This is a genomic window from Devosia sp. A369 (assembly GCF_054489345.1).
Genome location: NZ_JBTMWV010000022.1, coordinates 21,274 through 46,899 on the forward strand (window position 1 = coordinate 21,274; position 25,626 = coordinate 46,899).

Genomic DNA, 25,626 nt, shown 5'->3' on the forward strand with positions numbered 1-25,626 from the left:
CCCGTCCTGTTGGCAGCCGGCCTGTCCGGCTCCCAATACTAATATAGTTTTATGTCATTGAGGCCAAGTTCGCGGGCCAGATCGAGCGCATCAACTCTGCCGACGCCGGGCTTGAGATGGGTCAGGGTCAGCCGCGTTGCGGCGCGACCATTGACCGTCACGGCTTCCTCATCAACAGCGCCGAGTACGGCGAAGCGTTCGGCCAGCGCGATGGCATTGTTCTGATCGGCGAAAATGCCGAGGCTCAGCTTGATCGAGCGCGCATCGGCATCGACGGCCTGCACCCAGGAATCGAGATCGCCGGCGCGGGTGGCCATGGCGGTGACCGCAGCATGGGCGCTGGTGATGTTGGCATCCTGCGCCTGCGGGGTGGTATCGGCATAGGAGAACAAGCCGCCAAAGAAATTGCCGGCGATATCGGCCAGGCTATTGGTGTTGTCGGCGTAAGCGGTGCGGGTGGTGCCGCCGAAATCGGACGGGCCGGAATAGCTGGCGACCAGCTGGCGGGTGTCGTCGCCTTCGAGCGGCGCCGGGCCGACATATTGCGCGGTGATCTGGGTGTGGCCGTTATTGACGTAGCCGAGCATTTCGGCGGCGCGATGCGACAGATCCATGATGCGGCCCGGCATATAGGGGCCACGATCGTTGACGCGGACCACCACCGAGCGGCCATTGGCCTCGTTGGTGACGCGGACATAGGAGGGCAGCGGCAGGGTCGGATGCGCGCCGGTCAGGGCATTGGCCGAGAAGATTTCGCCATTGGCGGTGCGGCGGCCGTGGAAATCCGAGCCGTACCAGGAGGCGTCGCCGCTGGCGACATAGGTCGGGTCTTCCTGCGGCACATAGGTCTTGCCGCGCACCGTATAGGGCTTGCCGACCTGATAGCGGCCGCCGCCCTTGGGCGGATTGGGATTGGTGGTGACGCGGGGAGACACGCCGACGCCATATTCCGAGGAGGAGAAGGCGGCACGTTTGACCGTTGCGCCGGTGCCGCCGCCAACGCAGGCAGCGAGGATCGGGGCGATCAGGGTCGCGAGGGCCACGAAACGGGCGGTTTGGCGCCAGGGGGTCGTCGTCACGGTACGCAATACTCTAAACACAAGACGAGGCGAGCTCCGATGATAGCCGATCGGGCAGCGCTTGGACGCACAGAACAGTTTTCTGGTTTCGATGAGGTTAAGGCCAACAGACTGTTACCAGTCGATGTCGCATTTGACGGCAATGCGCTAAGGAACCGCGACAAAAGTGATCCACGCGCGGTGGGTTGCGAAATTCCTGATATAAAGATATCTTTATGTCACCGGCGAGTATGGCCTGACTGAACTGAGGTAGATGGCGATGAGCCAGCATGAGCACCCCCACATCCCCAATTGGAACGAGGTCCGCAGCGCGCTGACCAAGGCGGCGCAGGAGCGCATCCTGATTCTCGATGGGGCCATGGGCACCATGATTCAGCGGCTCGGGCTGGACGAACATAATTTCCGCGGCGAGCGCTTCAAGGACTGGAAGCTGCCGCTGAAGGGCAATAACGACCTGCTGGTGCTGACCGAGCCGGAGCGGATCGAGGATATCCACTACCAGTATTTCATGGCCGGGGCCGATATCGCCGAGACCAACACGTTTTCGGCCACCTCGGTGGCGCAGGCCGACTATGGCTGCGAAAGCGCGGTTTACGACATCAATTATCAGGGCGTGATGGTGGCGCGGCGGGCGGCATTGCGCGCCGAAGCGGAGGATGGTCGGCGGCGGTTTGTGGCCGGGGCCATCGGGCCGACCACCAAGACGTCCTCCATGTCGACCGATGTGACCAGTCCCGGCTATCGTTCGATCACTTTCGATCAACTGCGCGATGCCTATAGCGAAGCCATTCGCGGGCTGCTCGATGCCGGCGCCGATCTGCTGCTGTTCGAGACCATCACCGATACGCTCAACACCAAGGCCGGCATTTTTGCGGCGCAGCGGCTGTTCGAGGAACGCGGCATCGATGTGCCGATCATGATTTCGGGCACCATCACCGATCTGTCCGGCCGGACCCTCTCCGGACAGACGCCGACGGCGTTCTGGTATTCGCTGCGCCATGCCAATCCGATCACCATCGGGCTGAACTGTGCGCTGGGCGCCAATGCCATGCGGGCGCATCTGGGCGAGCTGTCCGATATCGCCGACACCTTTGTCTGCGCCTATCCCAATGCCGGGCTGCCCAATGCGTTTGGTCAATATGACGAGACGCCCGAATTCATGGCCGAGCAGATCGAGGGCTTTGCCGAAGCGGGCTATGTCAACATTGTCGGCGGCTGCTGCGGCTCGACGCCGGACCATATCCGCGCCATTGCCGAGGCTGTGGCCAAGCACAAGCCGCGCCCCATCGCCAAGCCGAAGCGCCTGCTGCGGCTGGCCGGGCTGGAGCCGTTCACGCTGACCAAGGACACTCCCTTCGTCAATATCGGCGAGCGCACCAACGTCACCGGCTCGGCCCGCTTCCGCAAGCTGATCACCGCCGGCGACTATACCGCCGCGCTCGATGTGGCGCGCGATCAGGTGGCCAATGGCGCCCAGATCATCGACATCAACATGGATGAGGGGCTGATCGACAGTAAGCAGGTGATGGTCGATTTCCTCAACCTGCTGGCCGCCGAACCCGAAATCGCCCGCGTGCCGCTGATGATCGACAGCTCCAAATGGGAGGTGATCGAGGCGGGCCTGAAATGCGTGCAGGGCAAGGCGCTGGTCAATTCCATCTCGATGAAGGAGGGCGAAGAGGCGTTCCTGCATCATGCGCGGCTGGTGCGCGCCTATGGTGCTGCCGTGGTGGTGATGGCGTTTGACGAGCAGGGCCAGGCCGATACGCGCGAACGCAAGGTCGCAATCTGCACCCGCGCCTATCAGCTCCTGACCGAAGAGGTCGGGTTCCCGCCCGAAGATATCATCTTCGATCCCAACGTGTTCGCGATCGCCACCGGCATCGAGGAGCACAATAATTACGGCGTCGATTTCATCGAAGCGACGAAGGACATTACCGCCACCCTGCCCCATGTGCATATTTCGGGCGGTATCTCCAATCTGAGTTTCTCGTTCCGCGGCAATGAGCCGGTGCGCGAGGCGATGCATGCCGTGTTCCTGTACTGTGCCATCCAGAATGGCATGGACATGGGCATCGTCAATGCCGGGCAACTGATCGTCTATGACAGCATCGACCCCGAACTGCGCGATGCCTGCGAGGACGTGATCCTCAATCGCCGCGAGGATGGCACCGACCGGTTGCTGGCGCTGGCCGAACGCTATCGCGGCACCGCCGGCAAGGAAGCCGCCGCCAAGGATCTGACCTGGCGCGAGCGCTCGGTCGAGGACCGCATTGCGCACGCGCTGGTCAACGGCATCACCGAATATATCGACGCCGACACCGAGGAAGCCCGGCTCAAGGCCGAGCGGCCGCTGCATGTGATCGAAGGCCCGCTGATGGCCGGCATGGGCATCGTTGGCGACCTGTTCGGCTCGGGCAAGATGTTCCTGCCGCAGGTGGTGAAATCGGCGCGCGTGATGAAGCAGGCCGTGGCGCTGCTGCTGCCCTATATGGAGGCCGAAAAGGACGCCAATGGCGATGCTGCCGGCCGCCAGAGCGCCGGCAAGATCCTGATGGCGACGGTCAAGGGCGACGTGCACGATATCGGCAAGAATATCGTCGGCGTCGTGCTGAGCTGCAACAACTACGAAATCATCGATCTCGGGGTCATGGTGTCGGCGGAAAAGATCCTGGCGACGGCCAAGGAGCTGAATGTCGACATTATCGGGCTGTCGGGGCTGATCACCCCGTCGCTGGACGAGATGGTGCATGTGGCCGCTGAAATGGAGCGCGAAGGCTTCAACATTCCGCTGCTGATCGGCGGGGCGACCACCAGCCGCGTGCATACGGCGGTGAAAATCCACCCGCGCTACAATCTGGGCCAGGCCGTGCATGTCAACGACGCCAGCCGCGCCGTGGGCGTGGTCGGCAATCTGCTGTCGGCCGACACCAAGGTCAGCTTCATCGCGGATATCCAAAAGGAATATGCCCGCGCCGCTGCCGCGCATGAGCGGGCCGAGAGCGAGAAGAAGCGGGTGCCGCTGGCGGTGGCCCGCGCCAACAGCTTCAAGCCCGACTGGGCCGGCTATAGCCCGCCCAAGCCGAGCTTTCTCGGCACCAAGGTGATCGACGATGTCGATCTGGAAACGCTGTCGGCCTATATTGACTGGACGCCGTTCTTCCAGACCTGGGAGTTCAAGGGCCGCTATCCCAACATCCTCACCGACGAGCGGCAGGGCGAAGCGGCACGGCAATTGTTCGAGGATGCGCAGCGCATGCTCAAGCAGATCATTGACGAAAAGTGGTTCCGCCCGCGCGCCGTGCTCGGCTTCTGGCCGGCCAATGGCGTCGGCGATGACGTGAAGCTGTTCACCGATGAAGGCCGCAGCGAGGAACTGGCGACCCTGTTCACCCTGCGCCAGCAACTGAGCCGGCGCGATGGCAAGCCGCATATGGCGCTGTCGGACTTCGTGGCCCCGGTCGGCACGCCGGACTATCTCGGCGGCTTCGTGGTCACGGCCGGCATTGAGGAAGTGGCGATCGCCGACCGCTTCGAGCGCGTCAACGACGACTATTCCTCGATTTTGGTCAAGGCGCTGGCCGACCGCTATGCCGAAGCCATGGCCGAGGCCATGCATGAGCGGGTGCGCAAGGAATATTGGGGCTATGCCGCGGACGAGAGCTATTCCCCCGAGGAACTGGCCAGCGAGCCCTATCGCGGTATTCGTCCGGCGCCGGGCTATCCCGCCCAGCCGGACCATACCGAGAAGACCACGCTGTTCCGCCTGCTTGATGCCGAGAAGAATGCCGGGGTGACTCTGACCGAGAGCTATGCCATGTGGCCCGGCTCGTCGGTGTCCGGCCTCTATTTCAGTCATCCGGAGTCGTATTATTTCGGCGTGGCCAAGGTGGAACGCGATCAGGTGGCGGATTATGCCGCGCGCAAGGCTATGCCGCTGGCCGAGGTGGAACGCTGGCTCGGGCCGATTTTGAACTATATTCCGACGCAGGTCGTGGCGGCGGAGTAGCGGTTTTTTGTGGGATACCCCCTCCTAACCTCCCCCTGACAGGGGGAGGAACAGAGCGGTGGGCGGGCGATAATCTCGTCAAGAACTTGATATGTTCCTCCCCCTGTCAGGGGGAGGCTAGGAGGGGGTAACTCATGGCGCGCATTGAACAAATCCCCGTCACATTGGTAACTGGTGCGTTGCCGGAGCTGGACAGCGAGACCGCCCTGCTCCGCCTGCCGGCCGGCACCGGGCATGACCATGCGGATGGCGTGCAATGCGTAGCCTGCACGGCACAGAGTGATGTTAGGGCGCTGCTGTATAATCTGCTGCATGAAATGCGGAGCGGTGCGCGGGCGAGGTTTACCCGCGTGGTGGTGGATGCCAGCGCGGTTAGCGATATCGACCGGCTGCGGGCGGCGCTGCGCGGGGAATTGCCGGCGCTGGGGCTGCGCGATCACGAGGTGGCGCGGGCGTTTCGGCTGGAGTGAGGGGATTGGGTTTGCGGAGAAAACCCCTCACCCTGGATTTCTGCTTGGGATACGATCTCGTCTCACCCACGGTGTCACCCCGGCCTTGAGCCGGGGCCCATCCCGCGATGGTGGGTGCGGTGAAATCTCAGGATGGGTCCCGGCTCAAGGCCGGGATGACATCGAGTTTTTTGGGGGGGCATTGCCCCAATCCTGCGGTCCATGCTCGCGCATCCGGCTTGAACGGGGATCGCACCCCTCACCCTAGCCCTCTCCCCTGAGGGGCGAGGGGACGTATCGAGTATGTGGCTCGGTCGTGGGCCGCCCTGCCCCTATTTCAGAAATTGCCCCATCCGCTCCAGGGCCAGTTCGATGCTGTCGCGGCGGCCGGCGTAGGAGAAGCGGACGTAGCGGTCGCCATTGGTGCGGTCGAAGTCGATGCCGGGGGTGGCGGCGACGCCGGCCTGTTCCAGCATGGTGGAACAGAATTGCAGGGAATCATTGGAGAAATTGACTATGCCGGCATAGGCGTAAAATGCCCCGTCGGAGGGCTGGCCGACGTCAAAGCCCAGGCTGCGCAGGCCATCGGTGAGCAAGGTACGGTTGACAGCGTATTCGGCTTTGCGCTCCTCGGCATAGTCGCGCTCGCCCAGCGCTACGGTGGCGGCGATCTGACTCAGGGTGGGGGCCGAGATGAAGAGGTTCTGCTGCAGGATTTCGGCGCGGCGGACCAGCTCGTCGGGCAGCACCATCCAGCCGATTCGCCAGCCGGTCATGCAGTAATATTTCGAAAAACTGTTGATGATGATGGCGTCGCGCGTCAGCTCCAGCGCGCTGACCGAGGGGCCGCGATAGTCGAGGCCGTGATAGATTTCGTCGGAAATCAGCCGCACGCCCAGCCGCTGGCAGGTGGCGACGATATCGGTGAGTTCGGCGCGGTCGACGGCGGCGCCGGTGGGGTTGGCCGGGCTGGCGAAGAGCAAGCCTTCGAAGGGCGTTTCGGCATGGGCGGCAGCGATATCGGCGCCGGTGAGCTTCCAGCCATTGCCGGCGTGGACCGGAATTTCGGCGATGCCGAAGCCGAGGCCGAGCAAGGTATTCACATAAGCCGGGTAGCCCGGGCGGGTGATGGCGATGCGGGCGCCGGGGCGGAAGGCGGTGTGGAAGGCGATGATGAAGCCGGAGGACGAGCCCATGGTGCAGAGGATCGAATCGGGATCGACGGCGACGGCGTGCTGCTGCTGGTAATAATTGGCCAGCCCGTCGCGCAGTTCGCTGAGGCCCTTGGCATTGGTATAGCCCTGCGCCTGTGGCAGCGCCTGGGCCACAGCGGCGATGACGCGGGGCGCCGGCGGAGTGCCCGGCTCGCCGACTTCGAGGTGGCACACGGTCCGTCCGGTGGCTTCATTGGCCTTGGCGCGCTTGAGGATTTCCATGGCATGGAACGGCATCAGGCCATCGGCGGGCTGGTCGGTCATTGTAGGGCATCCTTGGCTGGTCCCTCCCGCCTAGCCCGTTCCGCCCGGGCTCTCAACAACAATTGATGGTTGCGGCAGGACGGCATTCACTCGCGGGTGCCAATGTGTGGGCGGCTCTGCTAGAAGGCGGGCTGATTGTTCATTTGCGGGGAGCTTCCGGTCCATGTCACGCGTAACTCTTGGTCTTGTCGCCCTGGCGGGCATTCTGGCCGGCGGGTTGGGCTATTCGGTGCTCAGCAAGCCCGCGCCGCAGACCGACACCGTGGCGGTGCAGGCGCTGATCGATCAGGCCATCAGCAGCTATGACGCCAAGCGCGCTGCGGACCCTGTGGCCGCGCCGCAGGATGTGGCCGGGATCGACCCGGCGCAGCTCAATCCGCTGATCGAGGCCTATCTGATGGCCGACCCCAAGATTTTGCAGCGCATGTCGGTGGCACTGGACACCACCTTGCAGGCCGAAGAGCGCAGCCAGGCCACGACTGCCATTGCCTCGATGCAGGACGCCATTTTCAATGACCCGGCGCAGGTGGTGGTCGGCAACCCCGATGGCGATGTGACGCTGGTGGAGTTCTTCGACTATAATTGCGGCTATTGCCGCAGCGCCCTGCCCGATCTGGCGACGCTGCTGGCCGAAGACCCCAATCTGCGCGTCGTGCTCAAGGAATTCCCCATCCTCTCCAACGCTTCCATCGACGCTGCCCGTGTGGCCGTGCTGGTCGGCGATTCCGATGTGGATTACTGGACGTTCCACGAAGCGCTGTTCACCAGCCGCAGCCAGGTCGACAAGCAGGTGGCGCTGGCCGCTGCCGCCGATCTGGGGCTGAGCCCGGTGGCGCTGGAGCTGGATATGGGCACCGAGGCGGTGTCGCAGACCATCCAGACCTCCTATGAAATCGCCCGCGCGCTCAATATCACTGGCACGCCGACCTATATCATCGGCAACGAGATCATTCCGGGCGCCATCGGCATCGACGAATTGCGCACACGCATCGCCAATATGCGCGAATGCGGCCAGACTCAGTGTGAGGGCTAGTTCGGGTTTCTCACCCACCAGATGCGTTGAAAAGGCGAGGTTTTTGCCTTTTCGGTGCATTTCGTATAACCGGGCTTGCGCCGGCCGGAGGGGCCGGTGCAAAAGGCAAAAATCATGACCAAGCGCGTTCTCGTCCTCAATGGCCCGAACCTCAATCTGCTCGGCACCCGCGAGCCCGAAATCTATGGCGCGCAAACGCTCCAGGACATCGCCGACCTGTGCACTGCCACCGGTGAAGCGGTCGGGCTCAGCGTGGATTTCCGCCAGTCCAATCATGAAGGCGTACTGATCGACTGGATTCACGAGGCGCGCGGCACCGCCGACGCCATCCTGATCAATCCGGGCGCGCTGTCACACACCTCGCTGGCCATCCATGACGCGCTCAAGGGCGTCGGCCTGCCGGTGGCGGAGGTGCATATTTCCAATATCCACCAGCGCGAAGCGGTGCGGCACCATTCCTTCGTGTCGGCCGTGGCGTTCGGCGTCATTTGCGGCTTTGGTGTCGCCGGGTATAGAATGGCGCTTCTGGCGCTCGCCGATAAACTCAAATAACGATCAACGCGCCCAGCGCGGGAGACCGACAAGAATGACCAAGTCATCGCAAGTGGATCAGGACCTGATCCGGGCAATCGCCGAGCTGCTCAACAAAGAAAATCTCGCCGAAATCGAGATCGAGCAGGAAGATTTCCGGGTCCGCATCACCCGCTCCTATGCCAATGAAGGCGTAACCTACGCCGCCCCGCCGCAGTTTTATGCGCCCGGTCCGGCCGCTGCGCCGACCTCGATCGCGCCCGCTGGCTCGGTGCCGCCGGCTGCGCCGGCCGCCGTTGAAGACCTGGCGTCCAATCCGGGCACGCTGACGTCGCCGATGGTTGGCACCTCCTATCTGTCGCCCGAGCCGGGCAAGCCAGCCTTCATCGAAATCGGCACCAAGGTCACCGAAGGCCAGACGCTGCTGATCATCGAAGCCATGAAGACCATGAACCAGATCCCGGCGCATCGCTCCGGCACCGTGACGCGCATCCTCGTCCAGGATGCCCAGCCGGTCGAATACGGCGAGCCACTCGTCGTCATCGAGTAAGGGGGACCCCATGTTCCAGAAGGTCCTGATCGCCAATCGCGGCGAAATCGCCCTGCGCATCCTGCGCGCCTGCAAGGAGCTTGGCATCCAGACGGTGGCGGTGCACTCCACCGCCGACGCCAATGCCATGCATGTGCGCCTCGCCGACGAAAGCGTCTGCATTGGCCCGCCTGCGGCCAAGGACAGCTATCTCAACATCCCGTCCATCATGGCCGCCTGTGAGATCACCGGCGCCGACGCGGTGCATCCGGGTTACGGGTTCCTCTCGGAAAACGCCCGCTTCGCCAAGATCCTGACCGAGCACAAGGTGACCTTTATCGGGCCCTCGTCGCATCATATCGAGATCATGGGCGACAAGATCACCGCCAAGAAGACTGCCGTCGAACTCGGCATTCCCGTGGTGCCGGGCTCCGCCGGCGCGGTTGAGACCGAAGAACAGGCGATCACCACCGCCCGCGAAATCGGCTATCCGGTGTTGATCAAGGCGACGGCCGGCGGCGGTGGACGCGGCATGAAGCTCGCCCAGACCGAAGCCGATGTGCTGACGGCCTGGTCAACCGCCCGTGCCGAATCCAAGGCGGCCTTCGGCAATGACTCGGTCTATATGGAAAAATACCTCGGCAAGCCGCGCCATATCGAGGTGCAGGTGCTGGGTGACGGCCAGGGCAACGCGGTGCATCTGGGCGTGCGCGACTGCTCGCTGCAGCGGCGCCACCAGAAGGTTTGGGAAGAGGCCGGTGGCCCCACCATCAACCCGGAAGAGCGCGACAAGATCGGCGAAATCTGCGCCAACGCCATGCGCAAGCTGAAATATTCCGGCGCCGGCACGGTGGAATTCCTCTACGAAGACGGCGAATTCTACTTCATCGAGATGAACACCCGCCTGCAGGTGGAGCATCCGGTGACCGAACGCATCACCGGCATCGACATCGTTTATGAGCAGATCCGCGTAGCTTCGGGCGAAAAGCTGTCGATGCAGCAGTCCGATGTGAGCTTTTATGGCCATGCCATCGAAGTGCGCATCAATGCCGAGGACCCGCAGACCTTCGCGCCCTCCCCCGGCACCATCACCTTCTACCACCCGGCGGGTGGCGTCGGTGTGCGCGTCGATTCGGCGGTGTATCAGGGCTACAAGATCCCGCCTTATTACGACTCGCTGATCGGCAAGCTGATCGTTTATGGCCGGACCCGCGAGGAGTGCCTGCAGCGTCTGCGTCGCGCCATTGATGAATTTGTCATCGACGGCATCAAGACGACACTGCCGCTGTTCCAGCGCCTAATCCGCGAGCCGGACGTGCTGGCCGGCAATTACGACATCCACTGGCTGGAAAAATACCTGGCCGAGAACAAGGCCTGACGCTATGGCACCCCCTTCACCGCCTGCTGTGGTGAAGGGGCCTTTGCACCCGGCGCGACGCGCCGATCTCTCCCCGAGGGAGAGGTGAAGAAGGACCGTCGATGGCTAGCCGCCAAGACCCGTTCGACCTCGAAATCACCCCGGAACTGATCGTCCGGGCCTATCGGGCCGGCATTTTCCCGATGTCCGAGGACGCCACCGACGACGATATTTTCTGGGTCAGCCCGGAAATGCGCGGCATCCTCCCGCTCGAGAATTTCCGTCCCTCTACCAGCCTGCGCAAGGCGATACGCAAATCGGGCTTTGTGGTGAAGGTCGACAGCGATTTCGAATCCATCATCGAGGGCTGCGCCACGGTGGGCGAGGATCGTGCCTCCACCTGGATCAATTCCACCATCCGCAAAGTCTATGGCGAGCTGTTCCGGCGCGGCGTGGCCCATACCGTTGAGGTATGGGACGGGGACGAACTGGTGGGCGGGCTCTATGGGCTGGCCATTGGCGGCGCGTTTTTCGGGGAATCGATGTTTCACCGCAAGACCAATGCCAGCAAGATGGCGATCGCCCATCTGGTCGAGCGGCTCAAGACCGGCGGCTTCGTGCTGCTCGACACCCAGTTCGTGACGCCGCATCTGGCCTCGCTCGGCGGCATCGAAATTCCGCGCGAGCTCTATGAGGAGCGCCTCGCCGATGCGCTGCTGTACACCGGCGACTGGTCGGCCTGGGAAGCTGCTATTTCAACCTGAAAGCCACCTCGGTAACCGGATGACCTGACGGGTCCTCACCCGGATCGCTGAGATAGATCTCCAGGCGATTGGCGCCAACGAAGCGATCGCCTTCTACAGTACCATCAAGCACATGGCCGTTGCTCTTCGCCCATTGGTCGAGCTGCATATTGGCGTCGTGCAGCTCGTGATAGGGCGCGGTGGCGGTGAGCGAGGCGAATGTGCCGCCCGGCAAGGTGCCGGTGCTGATCTTGTCGTCGCCCGGCAACTGGGTCGCGGTCGGCATGCCGACCTGCATCTCCATTTTGCCGTCGGGGAAGAAATTCACATAGTTGAAGAAGGGCGCGCCGGTGATCGTGCCGCCCTTGGACTCGATCCAGGCGATGACATCGGCAATCAGCGGCGGCGCCACGCCGGCGATTTCGGGCTGGTGCAGCGTCAGCAAGATGGCGGCATAGGGCTGGGGCGGCTTGGTGACGAGTGTTGGTTCGGTGAACATGTTGCGTCTCCTCGTTGTGGACTAATCGATCTGCGCGCCGCCGGTTGCATTGGCCAGCGTGGCGGTCATGCCGGCGGCCAGATCGCTCGACAGCAGCACGGCGGCGTCGGCCACCTGGGCCAGTGCCGTGACCCGGCGCAGCGGCGTATCCTTGGCGAAGTCACGATGGACGTCCTCGAAACTGACACCCATTTCATTGGCCCGCAATTGCCAGGCTTCGCGCACGCCCGGCGCATCGGGTGAGCCCGGCGAGCGCACCCAGCAGATCCGTACGCCCTGCGGGCCGTTTTCCACGGCCAACTGCCGCAGATAATGCTCAACGGCAGCGCAGGCGATGGCGAAGCCGCCGATATTGCCCACCGGCCAGCGCGCCACATTGGCGGTGATGCCGACAATGACGCCGCCGCCCTGCTCGCCCATGTGTCGGGCCAACGCGGTGCCGGTGTGAAACCAGGTGGTGAGCGCGGTCTGGATCGGTGTCAGCAGGCGGTCGACCGGCATGGCGGTGAGCAATTGCCCCTGGGTGTCGCCCCAGCCAATGGCGTTGAACATGAGCCCGACCGGACCGATTGTGCTGATGGTCTCGGCCAGATGCGCATCGACGGCGGCTTTGTCGGTGGCGTCTACGGTGGTGATGTCAGCCCTGCCGCCGGCAGCGCGGATGGCTTCGGCGACCGGTTCCAATCCGGCGCGATTGCGTGCCGCGAGCACGACCCTTGCCCCTTCCCGCGCATAGGCTTTTGCCACAGCGCCGCCAACCGCGCCGCTGCCGCCGTAGATGATGGCCGTCTTGTTGCTGAGCAGCATGGGATTGTCCTCCCCCCGGCCCCGCGCGAATGCGGCGGGTTCCGAGAACTAGGACGAGCGGGGAAACCTGGATTCGACAAGGGGGAGCGAAAATTGCCGTCCGGCGTCGCAAGAACCCTCGGGTCAGGCCCGAGGGGACCGATCTGGGGTAAGATTGGCCGGCAGCGGCCTAGCGTTCGTCGGGCGGCGGCACGTCGGTGCTGGTTTTGCACTCGATCAGCCACACGTCATAGATCGCGTGATCGACGGCATTGAGCGCGGGGCTATCGGCGAACATCCAGCCGGTAAAAATCCGGCGGGACACGCCGGTGAGGCTGCGCTGATCGACCTCAAGAAAGGCCGACACGCGCTGCGCCTCGGTCGGCGGGCGGTTGTAGCAGGCGCGCGGGGTGATCTCGAGCGCACCGAACAGCACGGTTTCGTCGATATAGACGTCGAATCGGGTGATGCGGCCGGTGATCTTGTCGAGACCGGCAAAAGTGGCCACCGGATTGGCGATGGGCTGGGCCAGGGCCGGCAGCGCCGGGCCGCAAAAAGCCAGCGCCGCTGCGGTCAACAGCGGCTTGAGAGGGGATGTCAGGCTGCGGATCGGGCCGGGGCGCAAGGCGCCGCGGTCCTTATTCAGGCGACCAGGCGTCGTAGTCACCGGTCACGCGCGGGCGCTCGCCCTTGTTGAGCAGGCTGCCATCGGGGCGGTAGGCCGCTGCCGTGCCGGTCAGATTGGCCTCATGCGGCTGTTCCCAGGCCTGGGCGACATATTTGGCCTGGCTCGGCGCCACATCGGTACGGTGATGCATCCAGCCATGCCAGCCATCGCCAATGGTGGAGGCGTCGGCGGCGCCGGCATAGGTGACGTAGCGCCGGTCGGCCTTGCGGTCCTGATAGTATTTATTGCCGAAGGCATCGCTGCCGACATAGTCGCCGAAGCGCCAGATCCACAGCCGTGTGCCCCAAGTCTGGCCGCCCCACCAGGAGAAGATTTCAGTCAGGAACTGCGAGATACCAGATTTGGCCAATTGTCGATTCCGCCGTCGAGATATGCGTGATGGGCCGGGTTTAACATGCGGGGCGCATGGAGCCTAGCCGGAATTGGCCTTCGAGCAGCGGCAAATGGCCTAAACGGCACTTGTCCCTGCGCGGTGCGCACCCACTACCTGTAGTGTCCGGCGATGTGGAAAAACCCGCCAAATTTCTATGCTTGACAGCGCTTTGATAGAATCAGGACTGTACCTGAAAGCGCTCAGAAGCCAGCAATATCGGGGCTTTGGCGCTGCTGGCTCATGCGCTGTTGCGGGTTCACGCCCTGTAAATCAGGTTTGTTAAGCTTTGCAGACACTGGTAAGTTATCCACGCTAATCCCATATGAAACACTAGATTTTGCGTCTCTCTGCGCCGCGATCACCAGCCATGGTGTAGGGGCCGTAAAAAAATCGGAGATCGACACCAGAGAAATTTGGCGTCTTTATGGTTTTAACAGAGCCGTTGAGTCACCCCTCACGGCCCCCCATCCGAACACCCGTAAGAGACCGTCCATGCGCATAGAACGCCGTTTCACGACCGCCAATCAGGACCGCTATAGCGGCATCGAATTCCGCTCGGCCACCAGCGAGATTCGTAATCCCGATGGTTCGGTCGTCTTCAAGCTTGAGGATATCGCGATCCCCTCGAGCTGGAGCCAGGTTGCGGCTGATATCATTGCGCAGAAATATTTCCGCAAGGCGGGCGTCGCCCAGGCGCTGAAGAAGGTCGAAGAAAATTCGGTGCCGTCCTGGCTGTGGCGTTCGGAGCCCGACGAGAAGGCGCTAGCCAAGCTTCCCGAAGCCGAGCGCTATGGCTCGGAAATGGATTCGCGCCAGGTGTTCGATCGTCTGGCCGGCACCTGGACCTATTGGGGCTGGAAGGGTGGCTATTTCGACTCCGAAGAGGACGCGCGCACGTTCTTTGACGAGTTGGCCTATATGCTCGCCACGCAGCGCGTGGCGCCGAACAGCCCGCAGTGGTTCAACACCGGCCTGCACTGGGCCTATGGCATTGACGGCCCCGGCCAGGGCCACTTCTATGTCGACCCGTTCACCCACAAGTTGGTCAGCTCCAAGAGCTCCTACGAGCACCCGCAGCCGCATGCCTGCTTCATCCAGTCGGTCAATGACGATCTGGTCAATGAAAACGGCATCATGGATTTGTGGGTCCGCGAGGCGCGCCTGTTCAAGTATGGTTCGGGCACCGGCACCAATTTCTCGGCCCTGCGCGGCTCGGGCGAAAAACTCTCGGGCGGCGGCAAGTCCAGCGGGTTGATGAGCTTCCTCAAGATCGGCGACCGCGCTGCCGGTGCCATCAAGTCGGGCGGGACGACCCGTCGCGCCGCCAAGATGGTGGTGCTCGATATCGATCACCCGGATGTGGAAGAATATATCAACTGGAAGGTCAAGGAGGAGCAGAAGGTTGCCGCTCTGGTGACCGGCTCCAAGGTGGTGTCCAAGCACCTCAAGCTGATCATGAAGGCGGCCGTCAACTGCGAAGGCAGCGGCGACGATTGCTTTGACGTGGCGATGAATCCGGCCCTCAAGCGCGAAGTCCGCGCCGCCAAGAAGGCGTTGGTGCCGGAGAATTACATCTACCGCGTCATCCAGTTCGCCAAGCAGGGCTATACCGAGATCGAATTCCCGGTTTACGACACCGATTGGGATAGCGAAGCCTATCTGACGGTTTCGGGCCAGAACTCCAACAACTCCGTCCGCGTCACCGACGACTTCCTGCGTGCTGTCGAAGGCGATAGCGACTGGGATTTGAAGGCCCGCCAGACCGGCAAGGTCACCAAGACGCTGAAAGCCCGCGATCTGTGGGAACAGGTGGGCTATGCCGCCTGGGCCTCGGCCGATCCCGGCATCCAGTATCACACCACCATCAATGAGTGGCACACCAGCCCCAAAGCCGGTCCGATCAACGCATCGAACCCGTGCTCGGAATATATGTTCCTCGACGACACCGCCTGCAATCTGGCGTCGGTGAACCTGCTGCCCTATCGCAATGCCGATAGCTCGTTCGACACCGCTGCCTATGAGCACACCGTCCGCCTCTGGACCATCGTGCTCGAAATCTCGGTGATGATGGCGCAGTTCCCGTCCAAGGCGATTGCCGAGCGCTCGTTCGAATACCGCACGCTGGGCATCGGCTACGCCAATATTGGCGGCTTCCTGATGACCTCGGGCATTCCCTATGACTCGGCTGAAGGCCGCGCCATTGCCGGTGCCGTCACCGCCATCCTGACCGGCGTCTCCTATGCCACCTCGGCCGAAATGGCCAAGGAGCTGGGCCCGTTCAAGGACTATAAGCGCAACGCCAAGCACATGCTGCGCGTCATCCGCAACCATCGCAATGCCGCCCATGGCAATGCGACGGGCTATGAAGCGCTGTCGATCAATCCGGTGCCGCTCGATCATGCGTCGCTGATCGACGCCGCGCTGAGCGAACGCGCCAAGGCCGCCTGGGACAACGCTCTCGCTCTCGGCGAGAAGCACGGCTTCCGTAACGCGCAGGTTTCGGTTATCGCCCCCACCGGCACCATCGGTCTGGTGATGGATTGCGACACCACCGGCATCGAGCCCGACTTCGCCCTGGTCAAGTTCAAGAAGCTTGCCGGTGGCGGTTACTTCAAGATCATCAACCGCGCCGTGCCCCCGGCCCTGCGTACGCTGGGCTATTCGGAAGCCGATATCGCCGAAATGGAAGCCTATGCCGTCGGCCATGGCAATCTGAACCAGGCGCCGGGCGTCAATCCGTCGACGCTGGCCGCCAAGGGCTTTACCGAGGACAAGATCGCTGCGCTGAACGCTGCGACGGCCTCGGCCTTCGACATCAAGTTCATCTTCAACCAGTGGACGCTGGGTGCGGATTTCCTCAAGAGCCTGGGCGTCACCGACGAGCAGCTCGGCGATTTCACCTTCGACCTGCTGAGCTTCCTCGGCTTTTCCAAGAAGGACATCGAGGCCGCCAACATCCATGTTTGCGGGGCGATGACACTGGAAGGCGCACCGCATCTCAAGGAAGAACACCTGCCGGTGTTCGATTGCGCCACCCCCTGCGGCAAGATCGGCAAGCGCTATCTGTCGGTTGAAAGCCACATCCTGATGATGGCGGCGGCACAGCCCTTCATTTCGGGCGCCATCTCCAAGACCATCAACATGCCCAATGACGCCACGGTGGAAGAGGCCAAGGAAGCCTACATGCTATCCTGGCGCCTGGCGCTCAAGGCCAACGCGCTGTATCGCGACGGCTCCAAGCTCAGCCAGCCGCTGAACTCCTCGGTGCTGGCTGCGGCCGATGAGGACGAGGACGAAGACCACGTCGAAAATCTCGCCGCCATGAGTGCCGATGCCCGCGTGCCGGCGATTGCCGAACGGATCGTCGAGCGCATCATCGAGCGCGAAGTGGAAGTCCGTCGCCGCGAAAAAATGCCCGACCGCCGCAAGGGTTACACCCAGAAGGCCGTGGTCGGTGGCCACAAGGTCTATCTGCACACCGGCGAATATGCCGATGGCCGGATCGGCGAAATCTTCATCGACATGCACAAGGAAGGCGCTGCCTTCCGGGCGATGATGAATAGTTTTGCCATCTCGATCTCGGTCGGCCTGCAATATGGCGTGCCGCTGGACGAATATGTCGAGGCGTTCACCTTCACCCGCTTCGAGCCGGCCGGCATGGTGCTGGGCAATGACCGCATCAAGAATGCCACGTCGATCCTCGACTATGTGTTCCGTGAACTGGCGGTGTCCTATCTCGACCGGGATGACCTCGCCCACGTCAATCCAGACAGCCCCACCTCGCTCGGCAAGGGCGTTGCCGAAGGCGTGGACCCGCGCAGTGCTGCGCCCGCCCCTGCCCCGGTGCCCGCCGAGCGCTTTGTCTCCCGCGGCATGACCCGCGGCCGTGTCGCCAATAGTCTGATGATCGTCTCCGGCGATCAGCAGACCAATCCGGTGCAGGCCATGCAGACTTCGACCGTGACGGCGCTGCGTTCCGCCACGGCGCTCAAGGTGGACACGCAATTGTCCCCCTCGGCCTTTGCTGCTGCCGAACTCAACCCGATCCCGAGCCCGCCGACCCTCAAGGACGCCGGCCTGCTGCGCGCCGAAGCCCAGATGAAGGGTTATACCGGCGACCAGTGCACCGAATGCCACAACTTCACCATGGTGCGGAATGGCACGTGTTTGAAGTGCGACACCTGCGGGACGACGACTGGGTGCAGCTGAGCTGATGAAGGTGAGTGAGTGTAACCGCCCACATAGGTTTAGACGATCCCAACCAGAGTGTGCCTCAATGACCCGCATCAGTATGGCGCACACCCTCTGAAGATAAAGAAAGGCCCTGCAACCAGGACCTTTCTCTTTTCCGCGGATTTCCTGGGTTGGCGCATAGCCGTTGCTCGATCTGCAAGAATTGCGGGACCACCAACTGGTGACAGACCCAAAGTTGTGAATTCGGCCTCAAAGTTCTGAACTGACCTGAACAGTCAAAATTGATTGTTCGAATTAAGGGAACGGCGGCGAGATTTCTCGCCGCCTAATGACTAGCAGAACATTCTGGCAACGCATTAAGGCAAGCGCCACCACCAGGAGAGAAGCTTGGCTAACGACATTCCGGCCGTTCAGAACCAGGAAGGTAACCTCACTCTTCGCCGGGCTGCATTTGAGGCCTATGCCGGTGCTCAAGTTTTTCTCAACTGGCAACTCGCCCTCACTGTCGCCCTGCCAGTTGTGATTTCAATTTTGGGCCTCTTGCTGCCGTCATTCCGACCCGCGGCAGGTATCATCTCCATCATTGTCCTGGGACTGGATATTCTCTGGCTGGATAGGAGCCAAAAGCAAAAGATCATGCTGGCCGCAAAGGCTGCCGAGAAATTCGACACCATTGTGCTGGACATCCCATGGAACGAGATGATGGTTGGGAGGGAGGCGGAGCTATCAGCGATAGCCAAGCTCGACCTCGACTTCCGGCAGAAAAGCCGCAAAGCAAATCTTCCGGATTGGTACCCGATCGATGTCGTCGCCGCTCCCATGCACTTGGCCAGGATCATCTGCCAACTGACCAATGCGCAGTACGACGGGCGCCTTAGGCCAGTCTACAAACTGCTGGTGGCGGCAATCGCACTCGGTGTGTTCGTGGCCTTGATATGGGCAGGCTTGGCTCTGGGTCTTCCATTAGCCGACTTCATCGCCGCGGTGCTTTTGCCCGCGCTACCACTGATGACCTGGGCGGTGAGAGAATTTCACAGGCAGTCGGACACCGCGAGATCCGTCGGCGAAATCGAAGAAAAATCCCTGAGGCTGTGGGCAGGGGCACGAGGTGGCCTTCTCTCCGAAGCTGAATGCCGAGTCGAGTCGCGATCGCTTCAAGACCTCATCTACCTTCATCGGTCCAAAAGCCCGCTTCCCATTCCCTTCGTTTACAATGCCCTGCGGGACAGGCTCGAGGACCGGATGAACGTGAGCGCCAAAGACCGCCTCCGGGAGATAGGGCTTTGAGGGGCACACCTGCGGCGTCCGAAACTCGTCTGAAGAGGTAAGCGATCAATGACCGTAAACAGTTATCTCGTTGGAAGAGCCTGGGCTGCCGTATTGTCGGCTGACGAGAAAGCGTCCATTGCCCGATCGCTTGCCACGCTGCAGAGCAGGCTAAATTCTTGGTTCGGTGATAAGCTAACTTCGCACTTCACGTTCGGATCATTCACGCGTGAGACGATCCTGCCTCGCTCATTGGATGCACAGTCCGATATCGACTACATGGTGGTTTTCTCCGAAGGGGGGAGCTCGCCCCAGACATACCTCAACCGTCTGAAAGCCTTCGTCGAGAAGTACTATTCATCGTCTGAAATCTACCAGTCGAGCCCGACAATCGTACTGAATTTAAATCACATTCGATTTGAGCTGGTGCCCGCACTGGCAGCTTACTGGACGGGATACCAAATTCCGAGTGGCCCCCAGAACTGGCAAGACACCGATCCAAACGGCTTCAATGCCACCCTGACGCAGGCAAACAAGAACTGCGGCTACCTGCTCAAGCCCGCAGTTCGGCTGTTCAAGATATGGAACGCTCGACGCAGCTATCCGCTTGAAAGCTATGCTTTGGAAAAGTGGATGGCCGACCAAATTTACTGGAGCTGCACCACCCTCACTGAGCACTTCTTCCACGCTGTGGACAATGCGCAGTTGTCCTACTATGCGCCGCAATGGAAGATCGACGAACTCAACCGGGCAAGGGAAATCGTCGCTAAAACGAGATACTATTTACAGTCCGACATGCCGATCAATGCAGAGTGCGAGATAAAAAAGCTTCTTCCCGCGTAGACGAATGGAGCACTGCGGATGGGGTTCTCGAACCATCACGCCAGCAGGCGCAACCCTGCAAACTAGAATATCCCTTGATTGTTCTTTGGATTCAACGCGCTATAGAAATTGACGATCCCATAATCCATCACCTTGAGCTGACTGTCTTGGGCCTTGCCAAAAGCGCTCTTCTTTTTGTCGTTGAGCCAAAGGGGAAACTTGTGTCCCGCAGGATGAGGATCCTCGATTTCCAGCTTTGTAAGCCGCTCCATCATTAGAAAGCGGCCGGTTTCGCTGATGGCGAAGCATTGGGCGAAAAGAAGCCGTAATTCGGCATTCGGCTCGTTGCCCAGTATGTCTTCTTGCATCTTCACCAAGGCGTGCCAAACGGTCCATTCTGTAAAATTTGCGTCGGGGTATGCGGCTTTCGATTCCTTGATGACAACATCAGCGTAACCAACGACACCAAAGACTTTGCGGGTCTGCCCTTCCCCAACAAAATCATCGCGGCTGATAACACCTTCAAAGGCAGCATCAGGTTGAGGGCCGGTAAAGGGTGGCACACTTGATCTCCATGTCTTCTTGGGTTGCCTGTAGGATTCACGTAAAGAATGCAGGCCGCGGCGCTGGCCACCCGTTGGCGCTCATCTGCGCTGCGAGATCCCTTGTGGATACTCGGCGAACCGTACTGGCAGCGAGAAACTGCACCGCAAGAGCCAGTCGCACCACCGCCAGTCTGTTTAGACCGGATGGTGCGTAACGGCTCGCTACATAAGGCGGGAGATGATCGATTACTGCTGGCACCAATGCATCGTCTGGGTGAGGCATTTCTGAAGTCATGCGTTGAGATAGATCGCTGAGATTATGACCTTTGGGGCCTTTGAATTCATTGGGGCTGGCGCCGTTGTGTACTAGCACTGCCTTGATCGACAACTCAGCAACCATACAAACCTGCTGGGTGATGGTATCCACACTGAAGCCTGATGGCAGAGCGTTGGCGACATCACCTAGATTGGATCCGGCCATGTGCCACAACGTCAGGGCGTCTTGAGAACTACCCCGAAGGTCATCAAAGCCGTATGAGAAGTCTAACAAGTCAGACACCGCAAAGCAGGACTCCGCAGCGATGCCAGGGTCATTCCGGCACCAGGTTTGCCAGTCTGTTACACTGGGAAACCCCAGCACACTCCATGGCTCGATAGAAACCTGGCCATATCCGACAGGTGCCATGAATCTGCGGACCTGATCAACCGAAGCTGCCAGTCCCACGCCCATGCCAGGCCACGAAGTAGCAGCATCTGGAAATAATTTTTCCCAGGCGTCCATGATTTCTCGAACAGCGGGGTTTTCACCCATAGAGATGATCTGAAATGCCGGCCCAAGCAGTTCTACCGCTGCACGAAACGCACGTTGGTGAGCGTGGACACCTTCTTTGGCATATCTCGCATCAAGCCGATGCAAATCTTCGGTTGTCCAAGTCATCGGGGCACTTTCATTATGCAAGCATGTGAGGACGCTAGTTGACTGGCTTACATGTCATCGGAAACTACATCATCAGCCCTGACAAAATGCCGGTATCGCCGCCAGCCGCGTCCTGAACTGTGTTGTGGTACATCTCAATGACGACCTTGCGCAGCTCGTCGACATTGTCTGCATTGATGGCTCGCTGGCCACGCTCAGCCAAACGATCGTGTAGCGCCTTGTCCACGGCGTTGAAGCGGGAATCCACCAAGCTATCGAATTGAGCCGCCCAGAAGGCTGGTTGTTTAAGCATGAAGCCGTTCAGCAACGCGCTCGCTTCTTCCATTGCATGACGGCTCTCCTGAAAGTCGCCACGTCGTAGAGCGTCTCTGGCCGATGCCAGTTGCCTTGTGATGCTGGTGTTTGTGTCAGGCTCTACCTGAGTGGCAAAGTACCGAGTGTAATGGTTTTCGAAATCGTCCAACTCAATTTGCTGCACCGCTGCCACGTTGGATGAATCATGCTTGAGACGGTGAATTTCCTGGCGAAGGAAACGCGCTTCCTGAGTCACCATCCTCTTCGTATCCGCATCAGACGAAAGACTGACTGCAGTTTCCTGCGCGTCCAATTTGCTACGCAGCTGCTGAGATTGAGTGCTGATACGATTGCCCAGAGCACGCTCCAGGTGCTCAAGATCTCGGCGAGCATCCTCGATTCCACCGCGGGCCAGTAATGTCCCATCCTCGCCATCGTAATTTGATGCTGAAGTTGTTGGCGCATACATGTTTTCAAGGCTGTGGTAGAGCCCAGCGTCTGGCATTTCGAAATGGCAATGGAGCAGGCTGCTTGCGTCTATGCTCCAATGAACATTGACACGATCACCCTTTCGAATGATCTGGCCAGGGGTAAGACTGTCCCCCTTCAATTCGAACGATCCGATCGCCAAATTCAGGTTCGGATCATCCACGCCGTCGGCTTGCTCAAAAACTTCGAACACAAGCGACGATTTCTCCCCTGCCCGCAGGTCTCTTGAGGCGCGGTATGACTCCATGCCACGGGCCGGCGTTGGTGCGCCCTTCTTGGCAATGGTGTGTAGCTTGTTGTGTTCGGCGCCAGGACCACCTTTCACAACCTTTATCGCAAGGTTGTGCATGAGCGGCATACCGTCAGCTGTTGCCGTGAGGCGCGTCACCTTGAGAACGGTACTCGACTGTTGGTCCAGTGAACCGTCGGGACTGAATACCGACACTTTGACTTCGTTCGAGCCGATGCGTGGCAAGGGCACAGCTTTTACATCAACTACGGCTAATAGCGGTAGTTTGCCCGAGGTCCAGCCATTCGCAGCATCGATCTGCACATAGACGTTTGTTGGTATTGGTTCGACGGACGTTTTCACCTTCAGGTTGATGGTCGATGCGGCCGTGTTGTCGATATACTCGAACTTCAGCTGCAAAGCTGATGAGGACGTTTTTGTGGCACGTCCGGTTCGAGAAGTGGTCGCTCCATCCGCGTCCCAGTTTCTTCCTGATGCGAAAATCGCCGCACCAGTTGCCACGGCCGTCATCGGGTCGACTTTGGTGTCGAGTGCAATGCCGAGCTCAAAAGCGACACGTTCCCGAACGTAGGGCATCCGGCTGGGGCCGCCGATCAGCACGACACTGTCCATATCGGTATGCGAGTAGCCGTTGCTGCTTAGCAGAGTGCGGCACTCTGAAATGGACCGTTCCACGTTCTCTGCAATCAGGTTTTCCAGAACTGCGCGAGTGACCTCAACATCAAGAAAGATGTCGGTGCCGGCAGCATCCTTTGTGCCAATCTGGCTTTCATCAGCCGACACATGGTCGACCTGCTGCGAAGACAGGGCAATCTTGCAGAGTTCTGCTCGATATGAGGCGATACGGATCAGTCGAGAATATAGTGGATCAGTCTGGAAATTATCTGGAAGGTCGAAATTCTCCAACAACCACGGCCGCACCAGGTTGTTCACGATAGCCCGGTCAAAGTCAGCGCCGCCCAACATGTTCACGCCAGCATGTGCGACGATGGTGATGTTACCGGAAATGCTCTGCACGATAGCAGCGTCGAAGGTACCGCCACCCAGATCATAGACCAGGAATTGTCCGGAGCCCCCGCTGATCCCTGCATTTGCTGCCAGCGCTGCAGCGATAGGCTCCTGAAGAAGTGACACTTTTTCCAGCCCAGCCATTCGGGCGGCACGCATTGTGGCTTCCGACTGCATTTGGTTGAACGCTGCCGGAATGGTAATGACCGCTCCCTCAATTTCGACGTCAGGCAAATCACGACGAGCCTGCCCTACCAGGCTCTTGATGACCTCGGAACTGGCTTCTTCGGGAGTCATAAGGCGATCAGTGCCCGGAAATTCAATCGTGCTGCCCGTGCCCATCAACCGTTTGAATTTCTGCTGCACGCTCTGAGGGGAAAACGCTGACTGCTCGTAAGCCTTACGGCCAACGAACAGCCCACCCCGTCGGTCGATCATGATTGCGCTGGGCATCACATCCATGCCCTCAACGGTTTTGAATAGCCGGAGGGTTTCGCCGTCGCTACCGACGATTGCCGAATTGGAAGTGCCGAGATCGATACCAAGATACATGATGTACTCCTATGCTTTTTCGGCACGTAGAAAGACGCGACCAGTTTTGACTGCCGTGGTGCCAACTACGATGGCGGGCTCCAACGTCTGTTCAACCACCGGGCTACCATCGGCGAAATCCTCGGCATTTACCGCGGTGACAGGCAGATTTGCGCTGTAGGTGACGCCATCAAATGTCTCGATGTGCATCCCATGCCGATCAAGGATACTCACCAGCCGGCGATTGCCGTACTTTGCTTGAGCTATGAGCCCGGCTTTGAGATTTTCAGGGGCTGCTTCAACCACCCGATCGTAGTTGCGGAGAAGCTTCCAGAACTCTGATGCAAGCTCAGCCATATCGATGGTTCGTTCGTCGATCTGATCGGTCAATTCGAAGCCCTCCAATTCTGCAACATGGTCCGAGCATCCGCAGATATCTGGAGCCTCGCTGCATTGATTTCTCGCTGCACCGCAGTCATGTCGCTCTGGTAATATTGGTAATTTGCGCAGCGTAGATTGTAGTCATCCACTTTGTCGTTGAACAAGGATATGACCTGATTGCTCTCAGACACGATCAGCACATCAAGAGCGTCGATAAGCGCATTTTCGAACTGGCAATATCGGATCTGGCCACGCGAAAATTCGCCAGTACTGTACAGAGCTGGCTTCTCAGGGGCCTGTCCCACCGGCGCTGTAACCGTTGGCCTGGCTGCTGGTGTGGCCGCTGGTGTGGCCGCTGGTGTGGCCGCTGGTGTGGATGCCGGTCGGTAAGTTGATGTCGACGAACCTGAGCTGCTTCGCCCGCCGCCTTGGCTGGCAGAGCTGATGACGATGACAGCAAGAACAATCGCCCAGAATACCCATTTGATGATGCGGTTGCGCTTGGCATCATCGATATTGGATATCGCTTTTTGGTAATCCCGCCGCTCGCTATCGTCCGTTGCAAGGTCAACCAATTCCACCAAAGCCTGACGCGCTGTGGTCGTATCCTTTTTATCGATGGCCTTTTTGAATTTTGCCTGAGCAGAGTTGGTACGCAGGACCTGTCGGTCGGTCTTTATCGCGGCTCTTAATTGCTCAGATGCCAGGGAAAACTGACCATGGGATACAAGCCCCCTGATCAAGGCTTCACCTGCGGCACCCTCGCCCAAATCATTATTGATATCCAAAGCCAAGCTTCGAATAAGCACCCAAGGAATATCTGCTGCTGCAGTCCCCTTTGTGGCTCTCACCGCTTGATCAAACAGAGTATACAGGCGTCTGGCTTGCCCAATTCCGGTTAGTTCAAATCCACCGTTCAGATCGGCGACTAGGGGATCCAGGTTCAGCCTAAGCTTTTGTACAAACAGCAGAAGCTCTTTGGTGCCTTCCTGATCGACCAAATCCTGAAGATCTGATTGATCCTCCTGTAACTGCCCAACGGCTCGAGGAAGTTCAGCGAAAACCTGCAAGCATATTTTATTAAGCCGAAGAGAGGCCTTTGCGGCTTCATTTTCGTTCGCGAGTTCAATCATGAACCCGCGAAGTTTTTGGAACAAATCCCGTGCGTCCTGCTCATCACGACCCTTGTGCTGAGCTAAAAGATGGGCTGGTTGAGCAATCTCATCCCACGTGTCAACGGCGGAGTAAAATCCGGCCATTAGGCGGAGCAAGACCAGGCCACCTTTGGCGCGCGCATGAGACCGCCGGGAGGGCATAGCCCGAGCGGGGGTCTCATGTGCGCGTGCGATTTTTGA

Annotated in this window: 20 protein-coding genes and 1 pseudogene; 10 read left to right on the top strand and 11 right to left on the bottom strand. The window is 60.2% G+C overall.

What is annotated here, in order from left to right:
• Window positions 1-38: 38 nt before the first annotated feature.
• Window positions 39-1,079: a septal ring lytic transglycosylase RlpA family protein gene (locus tag ACX3OZ_RS18155; protein WP_459097100.1), complete on the bottom strand. Its 1,041-nt coding sequence runs from the start codon at window positions 1,077-1,079 to the stop codon at window positions 39-41.
• A 259-nt stretch (window positions 1,080-1,338) separates the two neighbouring features.
• On the opposite strand from ACX3OZ_RS18155, the gene metH reads away from it, so the two are divergent.
• Window positions 1,339-5,088, top strand: coding sequence for a methionine synthase (gene metH, locus ACX3OZ_RS18160; protein ID WP_459105119.1), 3,750 nt, complete (start codon window positions 1,339-1,341; stop codon window positions 5,086-5,088).
• A 134-nt stretch (window positions 5,089-5,222) separates the two neighbouring features.
• Complete coding sequence (locus ACX3OZ_RS18165; protein WP_459097098.1) at window positions 5,223-5,558, top strand: hypothetical protein; 336 nt, start codon at window positions 5,223-5,225, stop codon at window positions 5,556-5,558.
• A 311-nt stretch (window positions 5,559-5,869) separates the two neighbouring features.
• Here the strand turns inward: ACX3OZ_RS18165 and ACX3OZ_RS18170 are convergent, their stop codons facing one another.
• Window positions 5,870-7,015 (bottom strand): pyridoxal phosphate-dependent aminotransferase, encoded by a 1,146-nt coding sequence (locus ACX3OZ_RS18170; RefSeq protein WP_459105120.1) that lies wholly within the window; start codon window positions 7,013-7,015, stop codon window positions 5,870-5,872.
• A 163-nt stretch (window positions 7,016-7,178) separates the two neighbouring features.
• On the opposite strand from ACX3OZ_RS18170, the gene ACX3OZ_RS18175 reads away from it, so the two are divergent.
• The 5 genes from ACX3OZ_RS18175 to aat all read left to right on the top strand — a co-directional run bounded on the left by ACX3OZ_RS18175 (window position 7,179) and on the right by aat (window position 11,229).
• Entirely contained in the window at window positions 7,179-8,048 is an 870-nt protein-coding gene (locus tag ACX3OZ_RS18175; RefSeq protein WP_459097096.1) for a DsbA family protein, read from the top strand.
• A 114-nt stretch (window positions 8,049-8,162) separates the two neighbouring features.
• Window positions 8,163-8,600 (top strand): type II 3-dehydroquinate dehydratase, encoded by a 438-nt coding sequence (gene aroQ / locus ACX3OZ_RS18180; RefSeq protein WP_459097095.1) that lies wholly within the window; start codon window positions 8,163-8,165, stop codon window positions 8,598-8,600.
• A gap of 34 nt (window positions 8,601-8,634) precedes the next feature.
• Window positions 8,635-9,129: an acetyl-CoA carboxylase biotin carboxyl carrier protein gene (gene accB, locus ACX3OZ_RS18185; protein ID WP_459097094.1), complete on the top strand. Its 495-nt coding sequence runs from the start codon at window positions 8,635-8,637 to the stop codon at window positions 9,127-9,129.
• Between the two features lie 10 nt (window positions 9,130-9,139).
• The gene (gene accC, locus ACX3OZ_RS18190; RefSeq protein WP_459097093.1) at window positions 9,140-10,486 is read left to right on the top strand and encodes an acetyl-CoA carboxylase biotin carboxylase subunit; all 1,347 of its coding nucleotides are present in this window, start codon (window positions 9,140-9,142) and stop codon (window positions 10,484-10,486) included.
• A gap of 101 nt (window positions 10,487-10,587) precedes the next feature.
• On the top strand, window positions 10,588-11,229 hold the full coding sequence (gene aat / locus ACX3OZ_RS18195) for a leucyl/phenylalanyl-tRNA--protein transferase (RefSeq protein ID WP_459105121.1): 642 nt from the start codon (window positions 10,588-10,590) through the stop codon (window positions 11,227-11,229).
• On the opposite strand, the gene ACX3OZ_RS18200 is transcribed toward aat, so the two are convergent.
• The 4 genes from ACX3OZ_RS18200 to ACX3OZ_RS18215 form a co-directional block, all read right to left on the bottom strand.
• On the bottom strand, window positions 11,216-11,707 hold the full coding sequence (locus ACX3OZ_RS18200; RefSeq protein ID WP_459105122.1) for a GyrI-like domain-containing protein: 492 nt from the start codon (window positions 11,705-11,707) through the stop codon (window positions 11,216-11,218). The genes aat and ACX3OZ_RS18200 overlap by 14 nt on opposite strands.
• 21 nt (window positions 11,708-11,728) lie before the next feature.
• Window positions 11,729-12,514 (bottom strand): SDR family NAD(P)-dependent oxidoreductase, encoded by a 786-nt coding sequence (locus tag ACX3OZ_RS18205; protein ID WP_459105123.1) that lies wholly within the window; start codon window positions 12,512-12,514, stop codon window positions 11,729-11,731.
• A 169-nt stretch (window positions 12,515-12,683) separates the two neighbouring features.
• Entirely contained in the window at window positions 12,684-13,073 is a 390-nt protein-coding gene (locus ACX3OZ_RS18210) for a DUF2155 domain-containing protein (protein WP_459097210.1), read from the bottom strand.
• Window positions 13,074-13,131: 58 nt separating this feature from the next.
• A complete protein-coding gene (locus tag ACX3OZ_RS18215) occupies window positions 13,132-13,515 on the bottom strand; it encodes an NADH:ubiquinone oxidoreductase subunit NDUFA12 (protein ID WP_459097209.1) in 384 nt (127 codons plus the stop codon).
• A 531-nt stretch (window positions 13,516-14,046) separates the two neighbouring features.
• On the opposite strand from ACX3OZ_RS18215, the gene ACX3OZ_RS18220 reads away from it, so the two are divergent.
• The 3 genes from ACX3OZ_RS18220 (at window position 14,047) to ACX3OZ_RS18230 (ending at window position 19,857) form a co-directional block, all read left to right on the top strand.
• Window positions 14,047-17,763 carry a vitamin B12-dependent ribonucleotide reductase gene (locus tag ACX3OZ_RS18220; protein WP_459105124.1) on the top strand — a complete coding sequence of 1,239 codons (3,717 nt, stop codon included), beginning with the start codon at window positions 14,047-14,049 and terminating at the stop codon, window positions 17,761-17,763.
• A 372-nt stretch (window positions 17,764-18,135) separates the two neighbouring features.
• On the top strand, window positions 18,136-19,035 hold the full coding sequence (locus ACX3OZ_RS18225; protein WP_459105125.1) for an S-4TM family putative pore-forming effector: 900 nt from the start codon (window positions 18,136-18,138) through the stop codon (window positions 19,033-19,035).
• A gap of 48 nt (window positions 19,036-19,083) precedes the next feature.
• Complete coding sequence (locus ACX3OZ_RS18230; RefSeq protein WP_459105126.1) at window positions 19,084-19,857, top strand: SMODS domain-containing nucleotidyltransferase; 774 nt, start codon at window positions 19,084-19,086, stop codon at window positions 19,855-19,857.
• 62 nt (window positions 19,858-19,919) lie between these two features.
• Here the strand turns inward: ACX3OZ_RS18230 and ACX3OZ_RS18235 are convergent, their stop codons facing one another.
• From ACX3OZ_RS18235 to ACX3OZ_RS18255, 5 genes and pseudogenes are all read right to left on the bottom strand, one after another.
• Window positions 19,920-20,399: a hypothetical protein gene (locus ACX3OZ_RS18235; RefSeq protein ID WP_459105127.1), complete on the bottom strand. Its 480-nt coding sequence runs from the start codon at window positions 20,397-20,399 to the stop codon at window positions 19,920-19,922.
• 37 nt (window positions 20,400-20,436) lie between these two features.
• Window positions 20,437-21,318: a HEPN domain-containing protein gene (locus tag ACX3OZ_RS18240; protein WP_459105128.1), complete on the bottom strand. Its 882-nt coding sequence runs from the start codon at window positions 21,316-21,318 to the stop codon at window positions 20,437-20,439.
• A 64-nt stretch (window positions 21,319-21,382) separates the two neighbouring features.
• Window positions 21,383-23,911, bottom strand: coding sequence for an Hsp70 family protein (locus tag ACX3OZ_RS18245; protein ID WP_459105129.1), 2,529 nt, complete (start codon window positions 23,909-23,911; stop codon window positions 21,383-21,385).
• Window positions 23,912-23,920: 9 nt separating this feature from the next.
• Window positions 23,921-24,280 carry a hypothetical protein gene (locus ACX3OZ_RS18250; RefSeq protein ID WP_459105130.1) on the bottom strand — a complete coding sequence of 120 codons (360 nt, stop codon included), beginning with the start codon at window positions 24,278-24,280 and terminating at the stop codon, window positions 23,921-23,923.
• Window positions 24,277-25,626, bottom strand: a pseudogene (locus ACX3OZ_RS18255) (hypothetical protein); the annotation flags it as partial. The pseudogene ACX3OZ_RS18255 and the gene ACX3OZ_RS18250, both read right to left, overlap by 4 nt.